The following is an 18,384-nucleotide window of genomic DNA, read 5'->3' on the forward strand; positions in this document are numbered from 1 at the left end:
TCTATTCTGCCGCAGAGAGGGTCAAGCTTATGGGTTGCAAGCCGTCAATCGTACCCTCCAGCCTGTCACCGGCTTGCACCGGCCCAACGCCCGCCGGAGTGCCCGTCATGATCAGATCACCGGGGCGCAGATGGTAATAGCCTGAAAGATGGCTGATGATTTCGTCGATCTTCCAGATCAGCTCGTGCAGCGTTGCGTCCTGACGTACATCGCCATTCACGCTTAGAACGATACGCTTGTCGTCATCCGGCGACCAATCCGCAGCGGATGTCAGGGGGCCAAAGACTGCTCCGTTCTCAAGGTCTTTGCCCAGATCCCAGGGCCGCTGCTTGTTCCGCTCTTTTATCTGCAGGTCCCGGCGGGTCATGTCCAATGCGCAGCCATAGGCATACACGGCGTCTGCGGCCTCAACTCGGGACGCACGAAAGACGGGTTTACCGATCGCCACGGCCAGCTCCATCTCATGATGAAAGTTGTCTGTCCCCGGCGGGAATGGCACTGTGGCACCGGACAAAACCGCATTGGCTGCGGATTTCGTGAAATAGAACGGCGCTTCGCGATCAACTTCGTGGCCCATCTCGGCCGCATGCGCCGCATAATTCCGTCCAACACAGAAAACGCGGCCCAACGGGTAAGGGGTCGAAAGCCCCTCGACCGGGATTTCAAGCGGTTTTGGTAGCGAAAACGGCATAGCGACCCCTTTATCTGGCAACAACAGCGCATCTTAGAGGACAAACCCCTGGGGACAAGCAGGTGAACCGTCTGTTGAAATGGTATCCTAACTTCAGAGCCCCGAGAATGGGCTAAAGATCATGCAGTTCGTTCAACAGGTCCAGCAATGCCTCGTGCCGCTTTTGGCCTAGTTGGTCTTTGATTTCTTCGGCAAGACGTATCATCACTTCGATATTGTCCTGAATTATCCGCTCACCCTGCGCCGTGACTTCGACAATCTGACGGCGCTTATCGCCGGGATTTACCCTGCGCCGGATCAAACCCTTAGCTTCCAGTTTTTGCAGTATCCGCGTGAGGCTGGGCAACAAAAGACAGGCGCGCTCGGCGATACGTGTCGGCTCCTGCGGGCCTTCTTCTTGCAAGACACGCAGGACGCGCCATTGCTGTTCAGTCACGCCAGCATCTGACAGCATTTTGCGAATGGGGCCCATGACACGCTCCCGCGCCCGCAGCAATGCTATGGGCAATGAGCGTGACGTAAGTGGAAAGTCATTGGGCATAAGGAATCTTGGACGAAATCTCATCAGACTGCAACTCAGCCGAAGTCTATTAAATACGCCTTATTCAGAGACTGATTCAGATTATTGATGAGCGCTGACGCGATGGGGACAGCGCGAACCGTTGCGAACGGTGATCTGTCCTTCGCTTTTGGGCTGGTCAAACTCGGAACCACTGGGAATGATGCTCTCAAGGTTCGATCACCGCACTTGCCACATCACTGATGAAAAGGTTCCAACATGCCCGCCCCTACAAACACCTTTAAGCAGGATTTGCAAAATGGCGACAGATTGATCGGCTGTTGGAGCAGCTTTGCCGAGGCCGTCACGGCCGAAATCATGGGCACTGCCGGGTTCGACTGGCTGGTGATTGACGGAGAACATGCGCCAAACGACATCCGGTCTGTGCGCGATCAGCTCATGGCGTTGTCATCCAGTCCCACCCATCCCGTTGTCCGGGTGCCCGTGGGCGACACAGCATTAATCAAGATGGTCCTAGACGCCGGGGCGCAGACCATTCTTGTTCCCATGGTTGAATCCGCACAACAGGCGCAGGAACTGGTGCGTGCCTGCCGCTATCCGCCACAGGGCGTGCGGGGGGTCGGGGCCATGGCGTCGCGCGCGACGATGTATGGAACGACCACCGATTACATCCAGACTGCGGACGCCCAGATTTGCCTGCTGGTTCAGGTTGAAAATCGCGCTGGAATCGACGCTCTGGACGAGATTCTGAAGGTTGAGGGCGTCGACGGCGTGTTTATCGGACCTGCGGATTTGTCCACGGATATGGGCCATCAGGGTGACAGTACCGCACCCGAAGTACGCGCCGTGATTGCCGATGCCATGACGCGGATCAGGGCTGCGGGCAAGGCTCCGGGCATTCTGGGCACAACGGACGAGGCCAGCCAAGCCTATCTGGATATGGGCGCGCAGTTTCTGGCAGTTGGCATTGATGTCATGTTACTGACCCGGGCCGCACGCGCATTGGCTGCGCAATGGAAAGGAAAATAACGCATCAGCCCTGCATGGCGGCTGCCGCTTGCGCATAGCCGCCGGATGCGCCGTCAATAAAATGAACATGGTCGTCGCGCGTGGCCGAGGGGACAAAACAGGTCATCATCGCCTCATCCTGCGCATGCAGACCATAGCGAATCTTTCCCTGTCCACGGGCCTGTTCAAGCATTATCCGGATCTGCAACAGTGTCGCCTCGTCGCAATCCAGTGTCATCTTCAATCCGTCGTCGAACTTCCTGTAATCCGCGTTACGGCTGACCATCTGCTGATAGTGTTCGGGCTGGAAGTCACCCAGGGGTCGGCCGGCCTTAAACAAGAGGTAAATCAGCAGATTTTGAGCCAGCAAACCAAGTTTTTGCAAAGTGAGATTGCGACCCCGTCGCGACACATGCGCGTCTATATCCAACCCCGGCGGAGGCCAGTTCATTGGCGGGCCGTTCACCGGCACAGGATGACCCGCCCGCTCTAATCCTTCTGAGGCGACCAGAACGGACTGCGCCAGATCCGCAAAATCGCTCTCGGTCGCGTGCGCGGTCGGCTCGATCACCAAAGACACGATCTGACCATGGGCCGCCCTGATATTTGACCAGCGACAGGACAGGCCGGTCAGATCCGGTTGCGCCCCCGGTTCCGCGACAGGCACAGCAAACGCACCCGCTTTCATCTGCGCCTCGGCCCAGGCCAACCCACCGCCCGAGAACATAGCATAGTCCACGCCATCGGACGGCGCGTAGCGGGCGACACGCAAATCTCGATCCGACGCCCGGATTTCGGCAACGGGCATCAACGCGGCGCGCAAAGATATTCCGAATTCTTCCTCGGCCCAGCGCCGCAAGGCAGCCAGCGTGGAACGGGCGTCGTCAGCCGCACTTGCGGGGACGGCAAATCCTGCGCCGTCGCCGCCAAACACATAGGGGAAGTCGCTGCCCTTCATGGCGTTGATCATGGCTGAGATGACCGCAGCGCCGACCATATTCACGGTCTTGTAGCGGCCTTTGGCAATTTCACCCGTTGAATCAACAATATCCGCCACCCCGACGACCCAATCGTCAGGGAGGGCTGAAAACTGCACGGGGTCGGCAAGCCGGGCAAAGTCGCGCAGTAAAGTAAGACTGTCATAAAACGCGGCCTGAGCGTCTTTCATAATCGCCTCGATCAGAAATCACCTTTCAGTGTAGTGCGATTGCGGTTGCTGTCCCGTGAAATCGTCACGACACACGTGCTTGTGTGCGGCGATTGTACGTGCCAATCAGGGCCAGTCAGCCGTTGGGGAAGAGGGTCGATACATGAAGGCAGGTCTGGTGGTGTTGTGTCTGGGCTATGTGCTCAGCCAATTTTTTCGTGCTTTCCTTGCCGTTCTCAGTGTCGATCTTGGCCGCGACATAGGGGCCACGCCAGAGGATCTGGCCTTTGCCTCGGGCCTTTGGTTTCTGATCTTTGCTGCCATGCAGCTTCCAGTGGGTTGGGCGCTGGATCGGGTCGGACCGCGCCTGACGGCCGCCGCGCTATTGCTGATCGGAGGTGCCGGTGGGGCTGCATTGTTCGCAATCGCCTCTACGCCTTTCCACGTTGCCATCGCGATGGGGCTGATCGGGGTTGGCTGTTCACCGGTCCTGATGGCGTCTTATTACATCTTCGCGCGTGAGTTCCCCCCGGCGCGTTTTGCGACGCTGGCCGCGCTGATGCTGGGTGTCGGGTCAGTGGGCAATCTGGTGGCCTCATATCCCACCGCACTTGCCGTCGAATTGATGGGTTGGCGCGCAACCATGTGGGTGCTGGCGTTGTTCTCGGGCGCGATTGCGCTGGGTATTCTGGCCACCGTGCATGACCCCAAACGGGTTGAGACAGACCACAAGGGTTCAGTTCTGGACCTGCTGAAACAGCCCGCTTTGTGGGCGATCCTGCCTTTGATGCTGGTGGCCTACGCGCCTTCGGCGGCCACGCGCGGGCTTTGGGCCGGACCTTACCTGAGCGACATCTTCGACCTCAGCACCACGCAAATTGGTACAGCAACGCTGATCATGGGTGCCGCAATGATTGCCGGGACCTTCACTTATGGGCCGCTCGACCGGATTTTAGGCACACGAAAATGGGTGATCTTTGGCGGTAATGCGCTGGGGGTGATCGCTTTGTCACTGCTTTGCCTGTGGATCGACAACAGCGTCTGGGTGTCCATCGTATTGATTTCGGTCATCGGCTTCATGGGGGCCAGCTTTCCGGTCATCATGGCGCATGGCCGCGCCTTTGTACCGCCACATCTTGTGGGCCGAGGCGTAACCCTGCTGAACCTGTTCGGGATCGGTGGTGTCGGCTTTGCGCAGTTCGTCACCGGACGTATCCATGCCGCCACAGTGGACATCAGCCCAAGCGCACCCTACACAGCAATATTCGGCTTTTTCGCGGCCACGCTTGCCATTGGCTGCGTGATCTATCTATTCAGCCGGGACAGCGTCGACTGACGCTGAAACCGTCAGGAGCAACCATGTCCGACCCGCGCGTTATCGCCCCCAATCTGAAACGCAGGCTTTCAGGCGTAACGGCGACGATTGCGCGGCTGGTGCCGCTGCAGGCGCAATGGATCGATATCGCCGCCACCGGCCCCGGCCTGCCGGCTGACATCCCGCATATCCCGCTGGGCCGTCTGCCTTTTCTGTCGCGCAAAACCCTGCGGGTCTGGCACGCGCGCCGCAATACCGAGATGCTGTTGGGCCTGTTCCTGCGCAACATCCTGCGGCTGCGGCTGAGGCTGCTGTTCACTAGCGCCTCGCAGCGCAGCCATTCGGGCTATACCAAATGGCTGATCGGCAAGATGGATGCCGTGGTCGCCACCTCGCGAAAGACCGCCGGATATCTGGAGCGCGACGCGCAGGTCATCATGCACGGCATCAACCTGCAAGATTTCACCCCGCCCGAGGATAAGGCGGCTATTCGTGCCCGCCTGGGTCTGCCGGGTGGTCTGTTGCTGGGCTGCTATGGCCGCATCCGTCACCAGAAAGGCACCGACGCTTTTGTCGATGCGATGATCGAGCTGTGTGGTCAGTTCGATGACGCCCACGGCATCGTCATGGGTCGCGCCACGGAAAAGCACACCGCTTTTCTGGCCGAGCTGAAAGACAAGGTCGCGGCAGCGGGCCTGTCCGACCGCATCCTGTTCATGCCCGAAGTCACCGTCGACCAGATCGCCGAATGGTATCAGGTGTTGGACCTGTTCATCGCTCCGCAGCGGTGGGAAGGGTTCGGCCTCACCCCATTGGAAGCGATGGCCTGCGGTGTGCCAGTTGTCGCCACTGACGTCGGTGCGTTCTCGGAAATCGTCACCGACCCAAGCCTTGGCGGTATCATCCCGCCGGGCGACATCCCCGCCATGGTTGAAGCCAGCGCGCAAATGCTGGAGAACCGCGATTCCCTCGCCAAATCCGGCCTCGCCGCCCGTGCCCATGTCGAACAGAATTTCGACATCAACGGCGAGGCAAAGACCCTTGTTGCCCTCTATGAACGGCTTCTGACCGAAAACTGAGGCGATGCGCCGCGTCAAATCGGTGTCATTGGGTGAAATATGCCCCGAAAACTCTTTTTTCTTTGCTGCAACGCGGCTATGAACGCGCGTCCTTAACTTTGGAGACATGAAATGGGCTATCGCGTCGTTGTCGCCGGCGCCACGGGTAACGTGGGCCGCGAAATGCTGAACATTCTGGCGGAACGCCAGTTCCCCGTCGATGAACTTGCTGTTCTGGCAAGCCGTCGTTCGCTGGGTACTGAAGTAAGCTTTGGCGACAAGACACTGACCACCCAGGACATCGACACCTTCGACTTCACCGGCTGGGACATGGCGCTGTTTGCCATCGGCTCGGACGCAACCAAGGTCTATGCGCCCAAGGCGGCTGCGGCGGGTTGCGTGGTGATCGACAACAGCTCGCTCTATCGCTACGACCCCGACATTCCGCTGATCGTGCCGGAATGTAACCCGCAGGCGATCCACGACTATAAAAACAAGAACATCATCGCCAACCCCAACTGCTCGACCGCACAGATGGTTGTCGCGCTGAAGCCTCTGCATGACCGCGCCAAGATCAAGCGCGTTGTCGTCTCGACCTATCAGTCGGTGTCGGGCGCGGGTAAAGACGGTATGGATGAGCTTTGGGATCAGACCAAGGCCATCTACAACCCCACCACCGAGGTTGAGCCGAAGAAGTTCCAAAAACAGATCGCCTTCAACGTGATTCCGCAGATCGACGTCTTCATGGAAGACGGCTCGACCAAGGAAGAGTGGAAGATGGTGGTCGAGACCAAAAAGATCGTCGACCCGTCGATCAAGGTCACAGCAACCTGCGTCCGCGTTCCGGTGTTCGTTGGCCATTCCGAGGCCGTGAATATCGAGTTCGAGGAATTCCTGGACGAGGATGAGGCCCGCGACATCCTGCGCGAGGCCCCAGGCATCATGGTGATCGACAAGCGCGAAGACGGCGGCTACGTCTCACCCATCGAATGCGCGGGCGATTTCGCCACGTTCATCAGCCGCATCCGTCAGGATTCGACCATCGAGAACGGCATCAACCTGTGGTGCGTTTCGGACAACCTACGCAAGGGCGCGGCCCTGAATGCTGTGCAGATCGCCGAACTCCTAGGCCGTGAGGTTCTGAAAAAGGGCTGAGGTCAATCAAAAAGCAAGGCTTTGGAAACCCCGCTGTTTTTGCAGCGGGGTTTTTTGTCGCCCGATTGAGCCTAGGCGTGAAACGATCTGCTCACAAAGCCTGCCCCTCTGCGTCAAAGAACTGCAATTTCTCGGGGGCAAAGTGCAGACCGATCTGCGCCCCGGCTTTGATTTCGGTATCTCCCCCAAGGCGGACGGTGACTTTTTCTTCGGTGCCGCAATCGACGATGATGAACATGTCGGCGCCAAGGTATTCGACAACTTCGACCACGCCATCGCTGTGGCCTGCGCCAGGCTCGACCACGCTGATATGTTCAGGGCGGATGCCCAGCCGTGTCGCCTCGCCCGTCCGATCAAAGGGACCGCTGCCGCCGTTTTCCAAGCGGAACTGATCCCCGGCCACGGTGCAGGGCAGGACGTTCATTTTCGGGCTGCCGATAAACTGCGCCACAAACAGGTTGGCCGGGCGTTCATACAGTTCGCGCGGGGTGCCGACCTGCGCGATCTTGCCGAACTCCAGCACCACGATACGGTCGGCCAATGTCATCGCCTCGACCTGATCGTGGGTCACGTAGATCATGGTCCGGTTCAGGCTTTGATGCAGCTTGGCAATCTCATAGCGCATTTCGACCCGAAGGGCGGCATCGAGGTTGGACAGGGGTTCGTCAAACAGGAACGCGGTCGGGTCGCGCACGATGGACCGACCGATGGCCACGCGCTGACGCTGTCCACCGGACAGATCCTTGGGACGACGCTCCAAGTAAGGCTCTAACTTGAGGACTTCAGCCGCTTTTCCGACACGCTCGGCGATATCGGCCTTGGACACACCCGCCACTTTCAACGAGAACCCCATATTCTCGGCCACCGTCAAATGGGGATACAGCGCGTAGGACTGAAACACCATCGTCAGCCCCCGTTTCGAGGGCGGGTGGTCGGTCACGTCCGCCCCGTTGATCAAAAGCCCCCCGCGCGAGATGTCCTCGAGCCCGCCGATCATGCGCAACAGCGTGGACTTGCCGCATCCCGAGGGGCCGACAAAGACGACAAACTCGCCTTCTTGAATCTGCAGGTCGATCCCTTTGATCACCTGCACCTCGCCGAACCATTTCTCGACGCTTTTGAGTTCGATGCTGCCCATCAGTTCCTCCCTGCCCAGTGCAGCCAAACGGCGGCGGTCCATGTGAATGAATTGCCACCTGCGGGACCTCCGGTGAGCGGATCAAAATACTCGGCAAAGCCATGTCCGGCGATCAGGCGCGCGGTTTTCAGGCGCAGGGCTTCGGCCTCGACCCCGTGGCCCATTTCAGCCAGTCCAAAGCCGGTCAGCATGTTCATGAACGCCCATGTTGGGCCGCGCCAGTATCGGCGTTCGTCGAATTTAGGCATGTGGGGGTCATAGCTGGGAATGGGGTGCGGCACCGTGGTCAGAACCGTCTTGACCCGTTCCAGCATTCGGGCCGATTCAATTCCCGCGTACCAGCACAAATAACTTGCGTTAGAGACACTTTCTGCCCATTCGCCAGTATGCGCATCCCTCGCATCAAACGCGCCCAGCCCCTCATTCCAAAGAGACCGCGCACCGGCCTCAAGCCGGTCAATATCGGCGCTGAGACCATCAGCCTCAAGCCCGAGATCATTGCTCACGGCCAGCAGATCGCGGGCAGCGCGCAGGGTGGTGAAGCTCATGGTCGGGTCGGCCACGCGGAACGGGTTCAGCTCCAGCAGCTTGGCCTGATCCCATCCCGCCTCACGGCCGATATTCACCAGTTTGATGTAGCGGTCGTAGTCGTATTTCGTCGGACGGTCGGCGCTGTTGACATGGCTGGTATCGCGGCGCTGATATTCACCCACGTCCGAGGCATCAATCGCCGCCATCGTATTGTCCCAGTCGGGGGCATTGTCTCGCCCGGCCTCCCACGGGTGGGTGGTGCAGACCGCGCCGTGATCGTCCAGCCGCCACGCCTTGATCCACCGGTGCCAGGCCAGCATCTTGGGGAACAGCGCCCGCATCCGTTCTTTTCCAGACACCGGGTCCATATCCAATACGCGCCGAGCCATTGTTGCCGCCAATGGGGGTTGAATGATCCCCGAAGAGGGGATCGGTCCCGTTCCGCCCCACACGTCCGGCCCCGGAAAATAGCCCGGATCGGGCTTGTGAAACAGGATATGCGGAACCATGCCATCCGCCCATTGACCCGAGAACAGCGTCTCAAGCTCAACCCATGCGCGGTTGATGTCGAACTCGGCAAAACCCAGCGCGGCAACCGCGCTGTCCCAGTTCCATTGGTAGGGATACAGGCCACTGGTGGGGATCGTGTAGCCGCCCCTGTCATTGGCAATCAGGATGTTGCGGGCCGATTCACTCGGCGTGGTGTAGTAGTTCATGTCAGTCATCCTTTGACCGAGCCTGCCGTCAGGCCCTTGGTCATGAAACGTTCAAGCCCCAGAAACAGGGCCATGATCGGAACGGTGGCAATCACCGCACCGGCCATAAGGTGTTGGCGGGGAATCTCCGAGGAGTTCAGCATCGTGACACCTCGGGTCAGGGTGAATTTCGACGGGTCGTCTAGCAGCATGAAGGCCAGCAGGAATTCATTCCACGCAATCATGAAGACATAAAGCGACACCGACGCCAGCGCTGGCAGGCTTAGCGGCAGGGTGATCTTCCAGATCACCGCCAGCCGCGACAGGCCATCCATCAGGCCGGCCTCTTCCACCTCGGTCGGAAGCCCGCGAAAATACCCTTGCAGCATATAAAGCGCGACCGGGATCGTGGTGACCGGGTAGATCATGACGATGCCCAGGATCGAGTTGCGCAGACCGGTCAGCGAGAAGGCGATATAGATCGGCAGCGCCAGAACGATCATCGGCACCATGTAAATCAGCAGGATCGAGCGTGAGAACGCCTTTTGCCCTTTGAACCGAAATCGCGCGACGGCATAGGCGCCGGGAACGCTGAACAACAGGGTGATGAACACCGTCAGGACCGACACATAGAACGAGGTCCACAGGTAAGTGCCGAAATTGAAGTCGCGGAACAGCTCGGAATAGCTGCGAAACAGCGCCCAGCCCTGCGACAGGTCGACTGAGAAATCCAAAGGGTTCTGCAACAGGGCCTGTTGCGATTTCAGGCTGGTCATCACCATGACATAAAAGGGGATGACGACGATAGCGGTGAAGAAGATGTAGCCAAACCCGGTGCAGAACCGGATCACGGCGTCTTCAAATTCGTGGCGGGTGAGCTCCCCAAAAGGCGTGTCCCGTAGGATCGCCGCCAGCGACAGATGCGTGACGATGGCCATGGCAAGAGCCGTGATCAGCACAGCCTGCAAAGACGTATCCGAACCGATCAGTACAGGCCCGAAGCCGGTCAGAGCGGACAAGCCCAACACGGACGAGATACCCAACCGCGCCGGTGCGCGATGTGCCGGAAACCGGACGTAGATCAGCCCGGCCACCGCGCCCCAGATCAAGCAGAGCAAGATCTGCGGACGAAACGCCGCCCCAGTCGAGAAGGACATTGTGATGGCGACCGTTGTGGCAATCACAACCAGCCAGATCGCGCCCAGAACCGGGCCGGTGATATATCCTTTGCGCATCACAGGCCCTCCTCTCGGCTAATGAAGCGAAAGAAGACAAAGCTGAAGGCGATCAGGCACATCAGGATCACAACGGCCACCGCTGCGCCTGCCCCAATATTGGAAATCGCGAATGCCTGTTCATAGACATTCACAGTCAGCGTGCGGGTGCCCGCATTGCCGCCGGTCAGCAGGAAGATGTCGTCGAACTTGTTGAACGTCCAGATAAAGCGCAGGAGGAACAGCACCGACAGGATGCCCAGTAGTTGCGGGATGCTCAGCAGCCAGAACTTCTGGAAGGGCGACGCCCCGTCCATATCCGCCGCCTCATACATGCTGGAGTCGATGGATTGCATCCGCGCCAAAATGAACAGGAAGGATAACGGAAAATAGCGCCAAATCTCAAACACAGTGACCATGATCAACGCCAAAGGCCGCTCGCCGAAGAAATTGATCGGCTCGCTGCTTAGCCCCATTTGCACCAGCAATGCATTGGCCGAGCCTGAGAACGGGTCAAACAGCGTAACCCATGTAAAGGCCACCGCGATCACCGGGGCGACGTAGGGAAACAGGTAAAGCCCCCGGATGATACCCTGACCTTTGAAACTTTTGTTCAGCAATAGAGCCGCAAACAGCCCCATCACCAAGGCTCCGATGGTGCCAAAAACCGTGTAGAACAGCGTGACCCATAGAACGCCCCAGAACTCATCCCCGTCAAAAACACGGGCATAGTTTTCAAGGCTAAACTCGAAATTGGTCAGAACGCTTGGGCCGCTGCCAGTGACGCCGGGTTCGGACCCTTCGATCGCGTCTTCAAAGGAGTCAGGGTCTCCGTCCACGGTGACCGGAATTCGAATGCGTTCGCGCTGACCTCCTTCCAGAGTGCCGAAATCACAGAACAAATCCGGCCCGTTCAGCACGCAAGGGGCCGAAACTTCGCCCGCCGTTACGCCATCGGGCAGCACATCAGTCACGGTCACGCCTTCTATTGCGATTTCCTGACTTGAATTGCGTACGCGGTATTCGATCCGCAGTTCCTCACCTGATCCGCGCAGGCTTTCGCGCACAACAGGCGCGGGAGGGCGCAGATCAGCCAAGGTAAACGGCTTGAAACTGATCCAGAAGATCGCCAGCAAGGGCAGGATCACCACAAGCGATACACTGATAACGGTCGGAGAAAGCAGCGCCCAGGCCAGACGCGCCTCGCGTTTGGCAAGCGCCCCGGTTCCGGTCGGTGGGGTGGCCGAAGACATGAGTGGACCTCAGAGGGTTAGGTGCAGCGGCGCGCACGCCGCTGCAGGTACCGGTCAAGCAGGGGTCTACTGAACCTTGGCAAGTTCTTCGTTCATCGCGGCCACGGCAGCGGCGGCGTCGATTTCATCGTCGATATATTGACGCACGATCCGGTTGATGACCTGAGAGTTGATCATCTTGGATGCCAACGAAAGCTGCCCTTCGGCCACGCCCCAACGCTGCGCTACATCCAGACCACCGACGATCTCGTCGATCATCGCCTGATCGTATAGCTCACCCAACGGGGCCTTGCGATCAACGCCCACGGGCAATTCCGCCCACGCTTCGGCAAAGGCCGTCGGGTTGTCGGCGTTACCGCGACGCACCGGGAACTTGCCTTCGGGCGCGATGGACAGAGTCTGGGTATAACCATCATCCATGGCGAATTTCACAAATTCCATCGCCGCGTCAGTATCGGCGTCATTGGTGATCCCGAAATACCGCACATCCCCCCATGCTGCGCCATCCGGGTTGGACGGACCAGAGAAGTTGGTGACAATCCCCGTCTTCGACGCCAAATCGCGCGAGGTCGGGTCATCCGTGATGGTGGGCGGTGCGCTGTCTCGCAGACCTGCCAGTTCATCCAGAATGAACGGCGACCAGATGATCATCGCGGCTTTGCCATCGAAATACAGCTCGCGCGATTGCTTCCAGAACAACTCGCCCGGAGGCGAGGCTTTGGAAATCGCCTTGTAAAAGTCCAGAACCTCGGTGGTTTTGGCCTCGTCCAGCGGCTGGAACCCGTCCGGTCCAACAGGCGAAACACCGTTGGCGAGGAAAACATGCTCCAGAACCTGGCTCATGAAGTTTTCATCAACCTTCGTGGCCGAGACAAATCCATACATCTCCGGCGGGTTGTGCAACTTGCCCAAAGCGGCCAGAACATTGGCATAGGAACTTGGGGCTTCCAGCCCAGCCTCGTCGAACAAGTCTTTGCGGTAGACGACCATCTGGGTCCAGCCATCAACCGGGACCGAGGCGGTTTCTCCGTTGAATGCCGCCATCGCCAGCGCACCGGGGGCGAATGTGTCCGCACCCAGTTCTTCAATCACCTCTGTTGCGGCCTCGGTATCCAGAATCCCCGCTTCGGCCCATGGCAGAGCGTATTGCAGCGTATGATAGACGACATCCGGCAGATCACCGGCAGCAAAGGCCGCGGTTGCGCGGGTGCCCAGATCGCTTTCTGTGACTGGGATCACTTCGACGGTCGTTCCGGTTTCAGCTTTGAACTGGTCGGCCATCTCCTGCTGCTTGGCCAGACGTTCCGGCTGTTCCTCGGTGGTCCAGAAGCGGATTGTATCCGCCTGCGCCGACAGCGCGCCAAGCATCACTGCCAGTGACGTGCCCAGCATCAGGCGGGACATCTTTGGTGTAAGTTTCATGTTCGGTCTCCCCGGTTTTGATTATTGTGGTTCTGTAATTTGCGCGCCATTTCCTGTGGCGTTCGTGTTGGCGGCCCGTCCGATCCACCTTCAACCAGGGTGGCTTCGGTCAGTTCGCGTAAACTTGCGGGGTCATCACCCCGGATTTGTTGGATCAGCAAGGTCGCCAATCGCTGTCCGGCCACATGTGAATCGACCGCAAAACTGGTCAGAGCCGGGCGCGCATATCGGGATTCGGGAATGCCGTCATAGCCAATGACGGATACGTCACGCCCGATCTCAAGCCCCAGATCCTGCGCGACCGGGTAAAAGCCCAAGGCCGCCAGATCGGTGGCAAAGACAATTGCTGTCGGGGGCTGTTCGACCTGCATCAAGGCCATGGCCTGCGCTGCGCCTTCATCCCGCGTTCTGGCGCCGTCCCGGATCAGGTCAGGGTCCAAGGGCAATCCGGCCTCGTGCAGACCTTCGGTATACCCATCGCGGCGTAGGTGGCTGTAGTTGAACTTGAGATCACTGCCGACATAACCGATGCGCGTATGTCCAAACCCGGCCAGCCGCAAAACTGCATTGCGCATCGCCGTTTCACCGGCGATATCGAACCAAGAGGTTTCCTCCCACGTGTTCGGCTGCCCATACCCGGTACGGCCATACAGGATGTGGGGGACCCCAAGGCTGCGCAAAAGGCCGATCCGGGCGTCCTTGACTGCGGTCCGGGGCAGAATGAAACCATCCGCTTTGCGTTCTTCAAACAATCTGCTGAGGACTTTCAGCGTGTCCCGTTCCGAGGTCGCGGTCGAAATCGTCATCGTCCAGTCAAGGTGACTGGCAGCCTCGCACGCACCAGCCAGAAAATCCTGCAGGAACGGGTTGTGACGATCAGGTTCGTCGCTGTTCAACACCATCGCAATCGCACGAACCTGCCCGGTGCGGATGGCCTGCGCATGGCTCAGAGGGCGATAGCCCAGCTTGCGTGCCGCCGTTTCCACCCTGGCGCGGGTCACAGCCGAAATATCAGAATACCCGTTGAGCGCCCGCGACACCGTGCTTTTAGACAAGCCCAGATGCGCGGCCAATTCATCAAGCTTGACGCGCCCAGAAACCGAGGGGCGATCTGCGGTGTCCCGCGGTCGATGTGAAAGATTCGCTGTCATTGATTGCAATTTTTTGTTCCGAAACCGGTTTCGGCAACGGAAAAGTTAAAAAAAGTGCAGAATGGCTATTTTTTTAGCTTCTTCATATTGGGAAAACGCCCTGCTGGACCGCCGCAAACGGACGAGCGCCTTTTATTTGACCAATCAGGATTGCGTTTGAAGTAATGTCCCAGGTGGTCGGACCACACAGTTTACGTATCGACCGGCCTGAATCGGTTCAGGCTGGGTGCGGGATGTTGGACAAAAAGGGCGCGGAATCGGAAACTTGATCCCACGCCCGTAGACTTTGTAGAAACCGTGGCGGTTCAGACGACGACGAATTTCTTCGCCTGCGGGTCATAACATTGCAGCCCGCCTTCACCGATATCGGTCCACAATCCATGCAAGCTGAGCGAGCCATCCTGCACCGCCGACGACACAAACGGGAAGGTCATCAGGTTTTCCAACGAGGCCACAACCGCCTGCCGTTCAAATTGACGCGCCTGCTCTGCCCCGTCTTCGACATCAGAAACAAGTTCGTATTTCGGCTTCAGGATATCCATCCAGCGGCCAACAAAGCTTTCTTTCGCTTCCAACTGCGGAGCTTGTCCCTTGCACATGTCAATGCATCCCTGAACCCCACCGCATTGCGAATGGCCCAGCACGATCAGATGCGCCACTTTCAGCGCGGTTACGGCATATTCGATTGCCGCACTTGTGCCATGGTGGTCACCGTCGGGGGCGTAAGGTGGAACAAGGTTGGCAATATTGCGGTGAATGAAGAACTCACCCTGATCAGCCCCGAAGATCGAAGTGACATGAACCCGACTGTCGCAGCACGAAATCACCATGGCGCGCGGACGCTGTCCCTCTGTGGCAAGACGGCGATACCAGACCTGATTCTCGGAATAAGTGGTGGCTTTCCAGCCATGATACCGTTTGACCAGATAATTCGGCAAAGGCTTGGCATGATCCATGTTCGTGTCCCTGATTTGTTCGCTGTGGGCTGCTCTAGCCCGAATTCGTGGAAAATTCGAGCAATTATCCCTCAGGAACGCAAGGTTTTGCAAAGAAGTTCTCGGTCAAAGTCGCGTCGTACCGTGGGGGTATAGTGAATTGGGGAATAAGTGGTGGAAAATATTATCACGCTTGAACACAAAGAAACTGTCCGACTGGACCCGGACCGGGTGAACGGGTTGTATCGGCAGCTTGGGGAAAAGAATGCACTGGACGTGTTGTGCCGCACGGTCGAGGAGCTGGCCGTTCGCCTGTCGAATTGCGAACGGTTCTGGCGGCAGCGCGATTGGACCGGGCTGCGAAAATGTTCGCGGTCTTTGGTGGCAATCGCTGACCAGATCGGCATGACAGCACTGGCTGGCGTCGCAGAAGACGTGGCCCGGAACGTGGATGCCGGCGATGCGGTCGCCACCGGCGCCACCCTGTCGCGCCTCATTCGCGTGGGTGAGAAATCCCTGACCGTGATCTGGGATCAGCAGGACCTTTCTGTCTGACGGGGGCTTGCAGATGGAACGTAGGCGGCTAGGCTGGGCGCAAATCGAACCAGCCGAGTTGCCCATGACCCTGACCTTTGCCTTGCCCTCAGACAATTCTGTCCCGCTGCACGTGATCGCCCAACCCGATCTGGAGGATTGGGTAAAGGATCAGCCTGATGCGGTGCAGAACTGGGTCACGAACAACGGGTTTACGGGGGCGATGGGCCAGACCTTGTTGCTTCCCGGAACCGACGACGCGCCGCTTTGCGCGTTGGCGGGGTATGGCAAACCCGCAGGCCGCGCCCGCAAGCGTTTTCCACTGGCGGCTGCGGCAGAGGCCCTGCCGAAAGGCACCTATCACATCGCTTCGGGCGTTCCCAAGGACTCTCTGGAAACCGAATGCTTTGGCTGGTTGATGACCGGGTACGCATTTGACCGCTATGCCAATCAGTCACCTGCCAAAGCCCGACTGGTTGCCCCCGACGGCATTGATGCCGCGCGCCTTGAGGTTTTGGCAAAGGCCGAAGCCCTGATCCGGGATTTGGTCAACACCCCCGCGTCAGACATGGGGCCGGAGCAGTTGCAGGCCACCTCCGAGGGCCTCGCGCAGGAATTCGGTGCGTCCTGTTCGGTGATCGCGGGCGATGCGCTGCTGGATCAGAACGTTCCGATGATCCACACGGTTGGCCGCGCTGCGGCGCAGGAGCCGCGGCTGATCGAGATGAACTGGGGCACAGCAGGGCCAAAGCTGACCTTGGTCGGTAAAGGTGTGTGTTTTGACACGGGCGGCTTGAACCTGAAACCCGGCGCGTCGATGGGGTTGATGAAGAAAGATATGGGCGGTGCCGCCAATGTTCTGGGGCTGGCCCGTATGATCATGGCGCTGAACCTGCCGCTGCAACTGCGGGTTCTGATCCCGGCTGTCGAGAATTCGGTGGCCGGAAACGCCTTTCGGCCCGGCGACATCCTGACCTCGCGCAAGGGCTTGACGGTCGAGATCAACAATACTGATGCCGAAGGTCGCCTTGTTCTGGCAGACGCGCTGGCGTTGGCGGACGAAGGGAAACCGGACCTCGTGATCTCGATGGCGACGCTGACCGGGGCTGCGCGGGTGGCCGTGGGAACCGATCTTGCACCCTATTTCACTGACAGTGACGACGCGGCAGACGCGCTGACCCGTGCGGCGCGCAAGGCCGCCGATCCGGTCTGGCGCATGCCGTTCCATGACCCGTATGAAGGGTTGATTGAGCCGGGCATCGCCGATCTGGACAACGCCCCGGCCGGCGGTTTTGGCGGTTCTATCACCGCCGCGCTGTTCCTACGTCGCTTTGTAGGCGACAGCCGTTACATGCATTTCGACATCTTCTCTTGGCAGCGTAGCAACGAGCCCGGCCGCAGCAAAGGCGGGTTTGGCCAAGGGCCCCGCGCCTTGTTGACGGCCTTGCCCGAGTTGCTAGACCTATGACGCGCCAACGCATCATCCAACCGGTGACCGACCTATTGCGCGAGCCGGATGGTCCGCGCGACCGACAGTTGCTTTTTGGTGACGCTGTCGAGCCCTTAGAACAGGCAAACGGCTGGAGTCGGGTCACCGCAGAAAAGGATGGTTATGTGGGCTGGGTCCGCTCGGAACAGCTTGGCCCGGACCTGAGCGCAACGCACTGGATCACGGCGCCAGCCACCCACGCCTATGCGCGGCCAGACATGAAAAGCGCCGACCGGACCTCTTTGAGTTTTGGTAGCAAGATTGCGGCCACGTCCGAGGAGAATGGCTTTCTGCATACCGAGCTTGGGTTCATCCCATCCGTTCACGCCAAACATGTAGGCGTTCCGCTGACCGATCCTGTTGCAGTGGCCGAACTTTTTCTGGGCACACCCTATCTTTGGGGCGGAAACAGCCGGTTCGGGCTGGATTGTTCAGGACTGGTTCAGGCCGGGCTGCTGGCCTGCGGACAACCCTGCCCCGGAGACAGTGGCGATCAGGAACGCGAAGTTGGTCATCTGCTGCCGCAGGCCACACCCCCTCAGCGCGGCGATCTTCTGTTTTGGAAAGGGCATGTGGCCTGGGTTTATTCTGAAGATATGCTACTGCACGCCAATGCTTTCCACATGGACGTGACGTTTGAGCCGATGAAACAGGCGATCACGCGCATTCTGGAACAGGGTGACGGGCCGGTGACAGCCCATAAGCGGCTCTAATCAAGTTTAACTGAACGGATCAGCTTACGCTCAAGCACGCGCAGCACCGTGCGCAGATCGTGGCCGCGTTTCAGGATTCGGCCATCCATGCCCACGACCGAATACATCCCTTGTTTCTGTCGAAGCCGGGGGTGTTTCTCGACCCGATAGATGGGATGTTCCGCAGTTCGGCGAAAGATCGAAAACACGGCCATGTCCCGCAAGTTGGAAATACCGTAATCGCGCCATTCTCCGGCGGCGACCATCCGGCCGTAGACGGACAGAATATGGGACATCTCATGCCGGTTAAACGCGACGGGCATCTGGGCCGAGTTTGCAGAGAACCGGCTGGGAGGCTGCATGTTCATACCCCAAGCCTTGCCGGAAAACGCGTCTGAATCAAGCCCGGCGACACCCGGGTGTGATATTTTTGGAT

The 18,384-nt window shown here is 59.0% G+C and carries 18 protein-coding genes; 7 read left to right on the forward strand and 11 right to left on the reverse strand.

What is annotated here, in order from left to right:
• Position 1: 1 nt before the first annotated feature.
• Both RUESEDTHA_RS06585 and hpaR read right to left on the reverse strand, forming a co-directional pair.
• The gene (locus tag RUESEDTHA_RS06585; protein ID WP_180885448.1) at positions 2–691 is read right to left on the reverse strand and encodes a fumarylacetoacetate hydrolase family protein; all 690 of its coding nucleotides are present in this window, start codon (positions 689–691) and stop codon (positions 2–4) included.
• 112 nt (positions 692–803) lie between these two features.
• The gene (hpaR, locus tag RUESEDTHA_RS06590; protein WP_171123943.1) at positions 804–1,232 is read right to left on the reverse strand and encodes a homoprotocatechuate degradation operon regulator HpaR; all 429 of its coding nucleotides are present in this window, start codon (positions 1,230–1,232) and stop codon (positions 804–806) included.
• Between the two features lie 237 nt (positions 1,233–1,469).
• On the opposite strand from hpaR, the gene RUESEDTHA_RS06595 reads away from it, so the two are divergent.
• Positions 1,470–2,240: an HpcH/HpaI aldolase/citrate lyase family protein gene (locus tag RUESEDTHA_RS06595; protein ID WP_180885450.1), complete on the forward strand. Its 771-nt coding sequence runs from the start codon at positions 1,470–1,472 to the stop codon at positions 2,238–2,240.
• Positions 2,241–2,244: 4 nt separating this feature from the next.
• On the opposite strand, the gene RUESEDTHA_RS06600 is transcribed toward RUESEDTHA_RS06595, so the two are convergent.
• Positions 2,245–3,387, reverse strand: coding sequence for a DUF3095 domain-containing protein (locus tag RUESEDTHA_RS06600; protein ID WP_180885452.1), 1,143 nt, complete (start codon positions 3,385–3,387; stop codon positions 2,245–2,247).
• A 142-nt stretch (positions 3,388–3,529) separates the two neighbouring features.
• On the opposite strand from RUESEDTHA_RS06600, the gene RUESEDTHA_RS06605 reads away from it, so the two are divergent.
• The 3 genes from RUESEDTHA_RS06605 (at position 3,530) to RUESEDTHA_RS06615 (ending at position 6,894) form a co-directional block, all read left to right on the forward strand.
• Positions 3,530–4,702: an MFS transporter gene (locus tag RUESEDTHA_RS06605; RefSeq protein ID WP_180885454.1), complete on the forward strand. Its 1,173-nt coding sequence runs from the start codon at positions 3,530–3,532 to the stop codon at positions 4,700–4,702.
• Between the two features lie 23 nt (positions 4,703–4,725).
• Positions 4,726–5,760: a glycosyltransferase family 4 protein gene (locus RUESEDTHA_RS06610; RefSeq protein ID WP_180885455.1), complete on the forward strand. Its 1,035-nt coding sequence runs from the start codon at positions 4,726–4,728 to the stop codon at positions 5,758–5,760.
• Between the two features lie 111 nt (positions 5,761–5,871).
• Positions 5,872–6,894 (forward strand): aspartate-semialdehyde dehydrogenase, encoded by a 1,023-nt coding sequence (locus RUESEDTHA_RS06615; protein ID WP_180885457.1) that lies wholly within the window; start codon positions 5,872–5,874, stop codon positions 6,892–6,894.
• Positions 6,895–6,985: 91 nt separating this feature from the next.
• Here the strand turns inward: RUESEDTHA_RS06615 and RUESEDTHA_RS06620 are convergent, their stop codons facing one another.
• The 7 genes from RUESEDTHA_RS06620 to RUESEDTHA_RS06650 all read right to left on the reverse strand — a co-directional run bounded on the left by RUESEDTHA_RS06620 (position 6,986) and on the right by RUESEDTHA_RS06650 (position 15,254).
• Positions 6,986–8,032, reverse strand: a complete 1,047-nt coding sequence (locus tag RUESEDTHA_RS06620; RefSeq protein WP_180885459.1) for an ABC transporter ATP-binding protein — start codon at positions 8,030–8,032, stop codon at positions 6,986–6,988.
• Positions 8,032–9,279: a hypothetical protein gene (locus RUESEDTHA_RS06625; protein WP_370456765.1), complete on the reverse strand. Its 1,248-nt coding sequence runs from the start codon at positions 9,277–9,279 to the stop codon at positions 8,032–8,034. Before RUESEDTHA_RS06625 ends, RUESEDTHA_RS06620 begins: the two co-directional genes overlap by 1 nt.
• A gap of 5 nt (positions 9,280–9,284) precedes the next feature.
• Positions 9,285–10,493 (reverse strand): carbohydrate ABC transporter permease, encoded by a 1,209-nt coding sequence (locus tag RUESEDTHA_RS06630; RefSeq protein WP_180885463.1) that lies wholly within the window; start codon positions 10,491–10,493, stop codon positions 9,285–9,287.
• Positions 10,493–11,725: a carbohydrate ABC transporter permease gene (locus tag RUESEDTHA_RS06635; RefSeq protein ID WP_180885465.1), complete on the reverse strand. Its 1,233-nt coding sequence runs from the start codon at positions 11,723–11,725 to the stop codon at positions 10,493–10,495. The genes RUESEDTHA_RS06630 and RUESEDTHA_RS06635 overlap by 1 nt, the downstream gene beginning before the upstream one ends.
• 66 nt (positions 11,726–11,791) lie before the next feature.
• Positions 11,792–13,147, reverse strand: a complete 1,356-nt coding sequence (locus tag RUESEDTHA_RS06640) for an ABC transporter substrate-binding protein (protein WP_180885467.1) — start codon at positions 13,145–13,147, stop codon at positions 11,792–11,794.
• Positions 13,144–14,298, reverse strand: a complete 1,155-nt coding sequence (locus RUESEDTHA_RS06645) for a LacI family DNA-binding transcriptional regulator (RefSeq protein ID WP_180885469.1) — start codon at positions 14,296–14,298, stop codon at positions 13,144–13,146. Before RUESEDTHA_RS06645 ends, RUESEDTHA_RS06640 begins: the two co-directional genes overlap by 4 nt.
• A 305-nt stretch (positions 14,299–14,603) precedes the next feature.
• Positions 14,604–15,254, reverse strand: coding sequence for a carbonic anhydrase (locus tag RUESEDTHA_RS06650; RefSeq protein ID WP_180885471.1), 651 nt, complete (start codon positions 15,252–15,254; stop codon positions 14,604–14,606).
• A gap of 150 nt (positions 15,255–15,404) precedes the next feature.
• Here RUESEDTHA_RS06650 and RUESEDTHA_RS06655 point away from each other — a divergent pair, with 150 nt between their 5' ends.
• The 3 genes from RUESEDTHA_RS06655 to RUESEDTHA_RS06665 all read left to right on the forward strand — a co-directional run bounded on the left by RUESEDTHA_RS06655 (position 15,405) and on the right by RUESEDTHA_RS06665 (position 17,969).
• On the forward strand, positions 15,405–15,788 hold the full coding sequence (locus RUESEDTHA_RS06655; RefSeq protein WP_180885474.1) for a hypothetical protein: 384 nt from the start codon (positions 15,405–15,407) through the stop codon (positions 15,786–15,788).
• Between the two features lie 64 nt (positions 15,789–15,852).
• The gene (locus RUESEDTHA_RS06660) at positions 15,853–17,235 is read left to right on the forward strand and encodes a M17 family metallopeptidase (RefSeq protein WP_180885937.1); all 1,383 of its coding nucleotides are present in this window, start codon (positions 15,853–15,855) and stop codon (positions 17,233–17,235) included.
• Positions 17,232–17,969 carry a C40 family peptidase gene (locus RUESEDTHA_RS06665; RefSeq protein ID WP_180885476.1) on the forward strand — a complete coding sequence of 246 codons (738 nt, stop codon included), beginning with the start codon at positions 17,232–17,234 and terminating at the stop codon, positions 17,967–17,969. Before RUESEDTHA_RS06660 ends, RUESEDTHA_RS06665 begins: the two co-directional genes overlap by 4 nt.
• Here RUESEDTHA_RS06665 and RUESEDTHA_RS06670 read toward each other — a convergent pair.
• A complete protein-coding gene (locus RUESEDTHA_RS06670) occupies positions 17,966–18,316 on the reverse strand; it encodes a DUF2794 domain-containing protein (RefSeq protein WP_180885478.1) in 351 nt (116 codons plus the stop codon). The genes RUESEDTHA_RS06665 and RUESEDTHA_RS06670 overlap by 4 nt on opposite strands.
• Positions 18,317–18,384 lie beyond the last annotated feature (68 nt).

Source organism: Ruegeria sp. THAF57 (assembly GCF_903914075.1).
GTDB lineage: Bacteria > Pseudomonadota > Alphaproteobacteria > Rhodobacterales > Rhodobacteraceae > Ruegeria.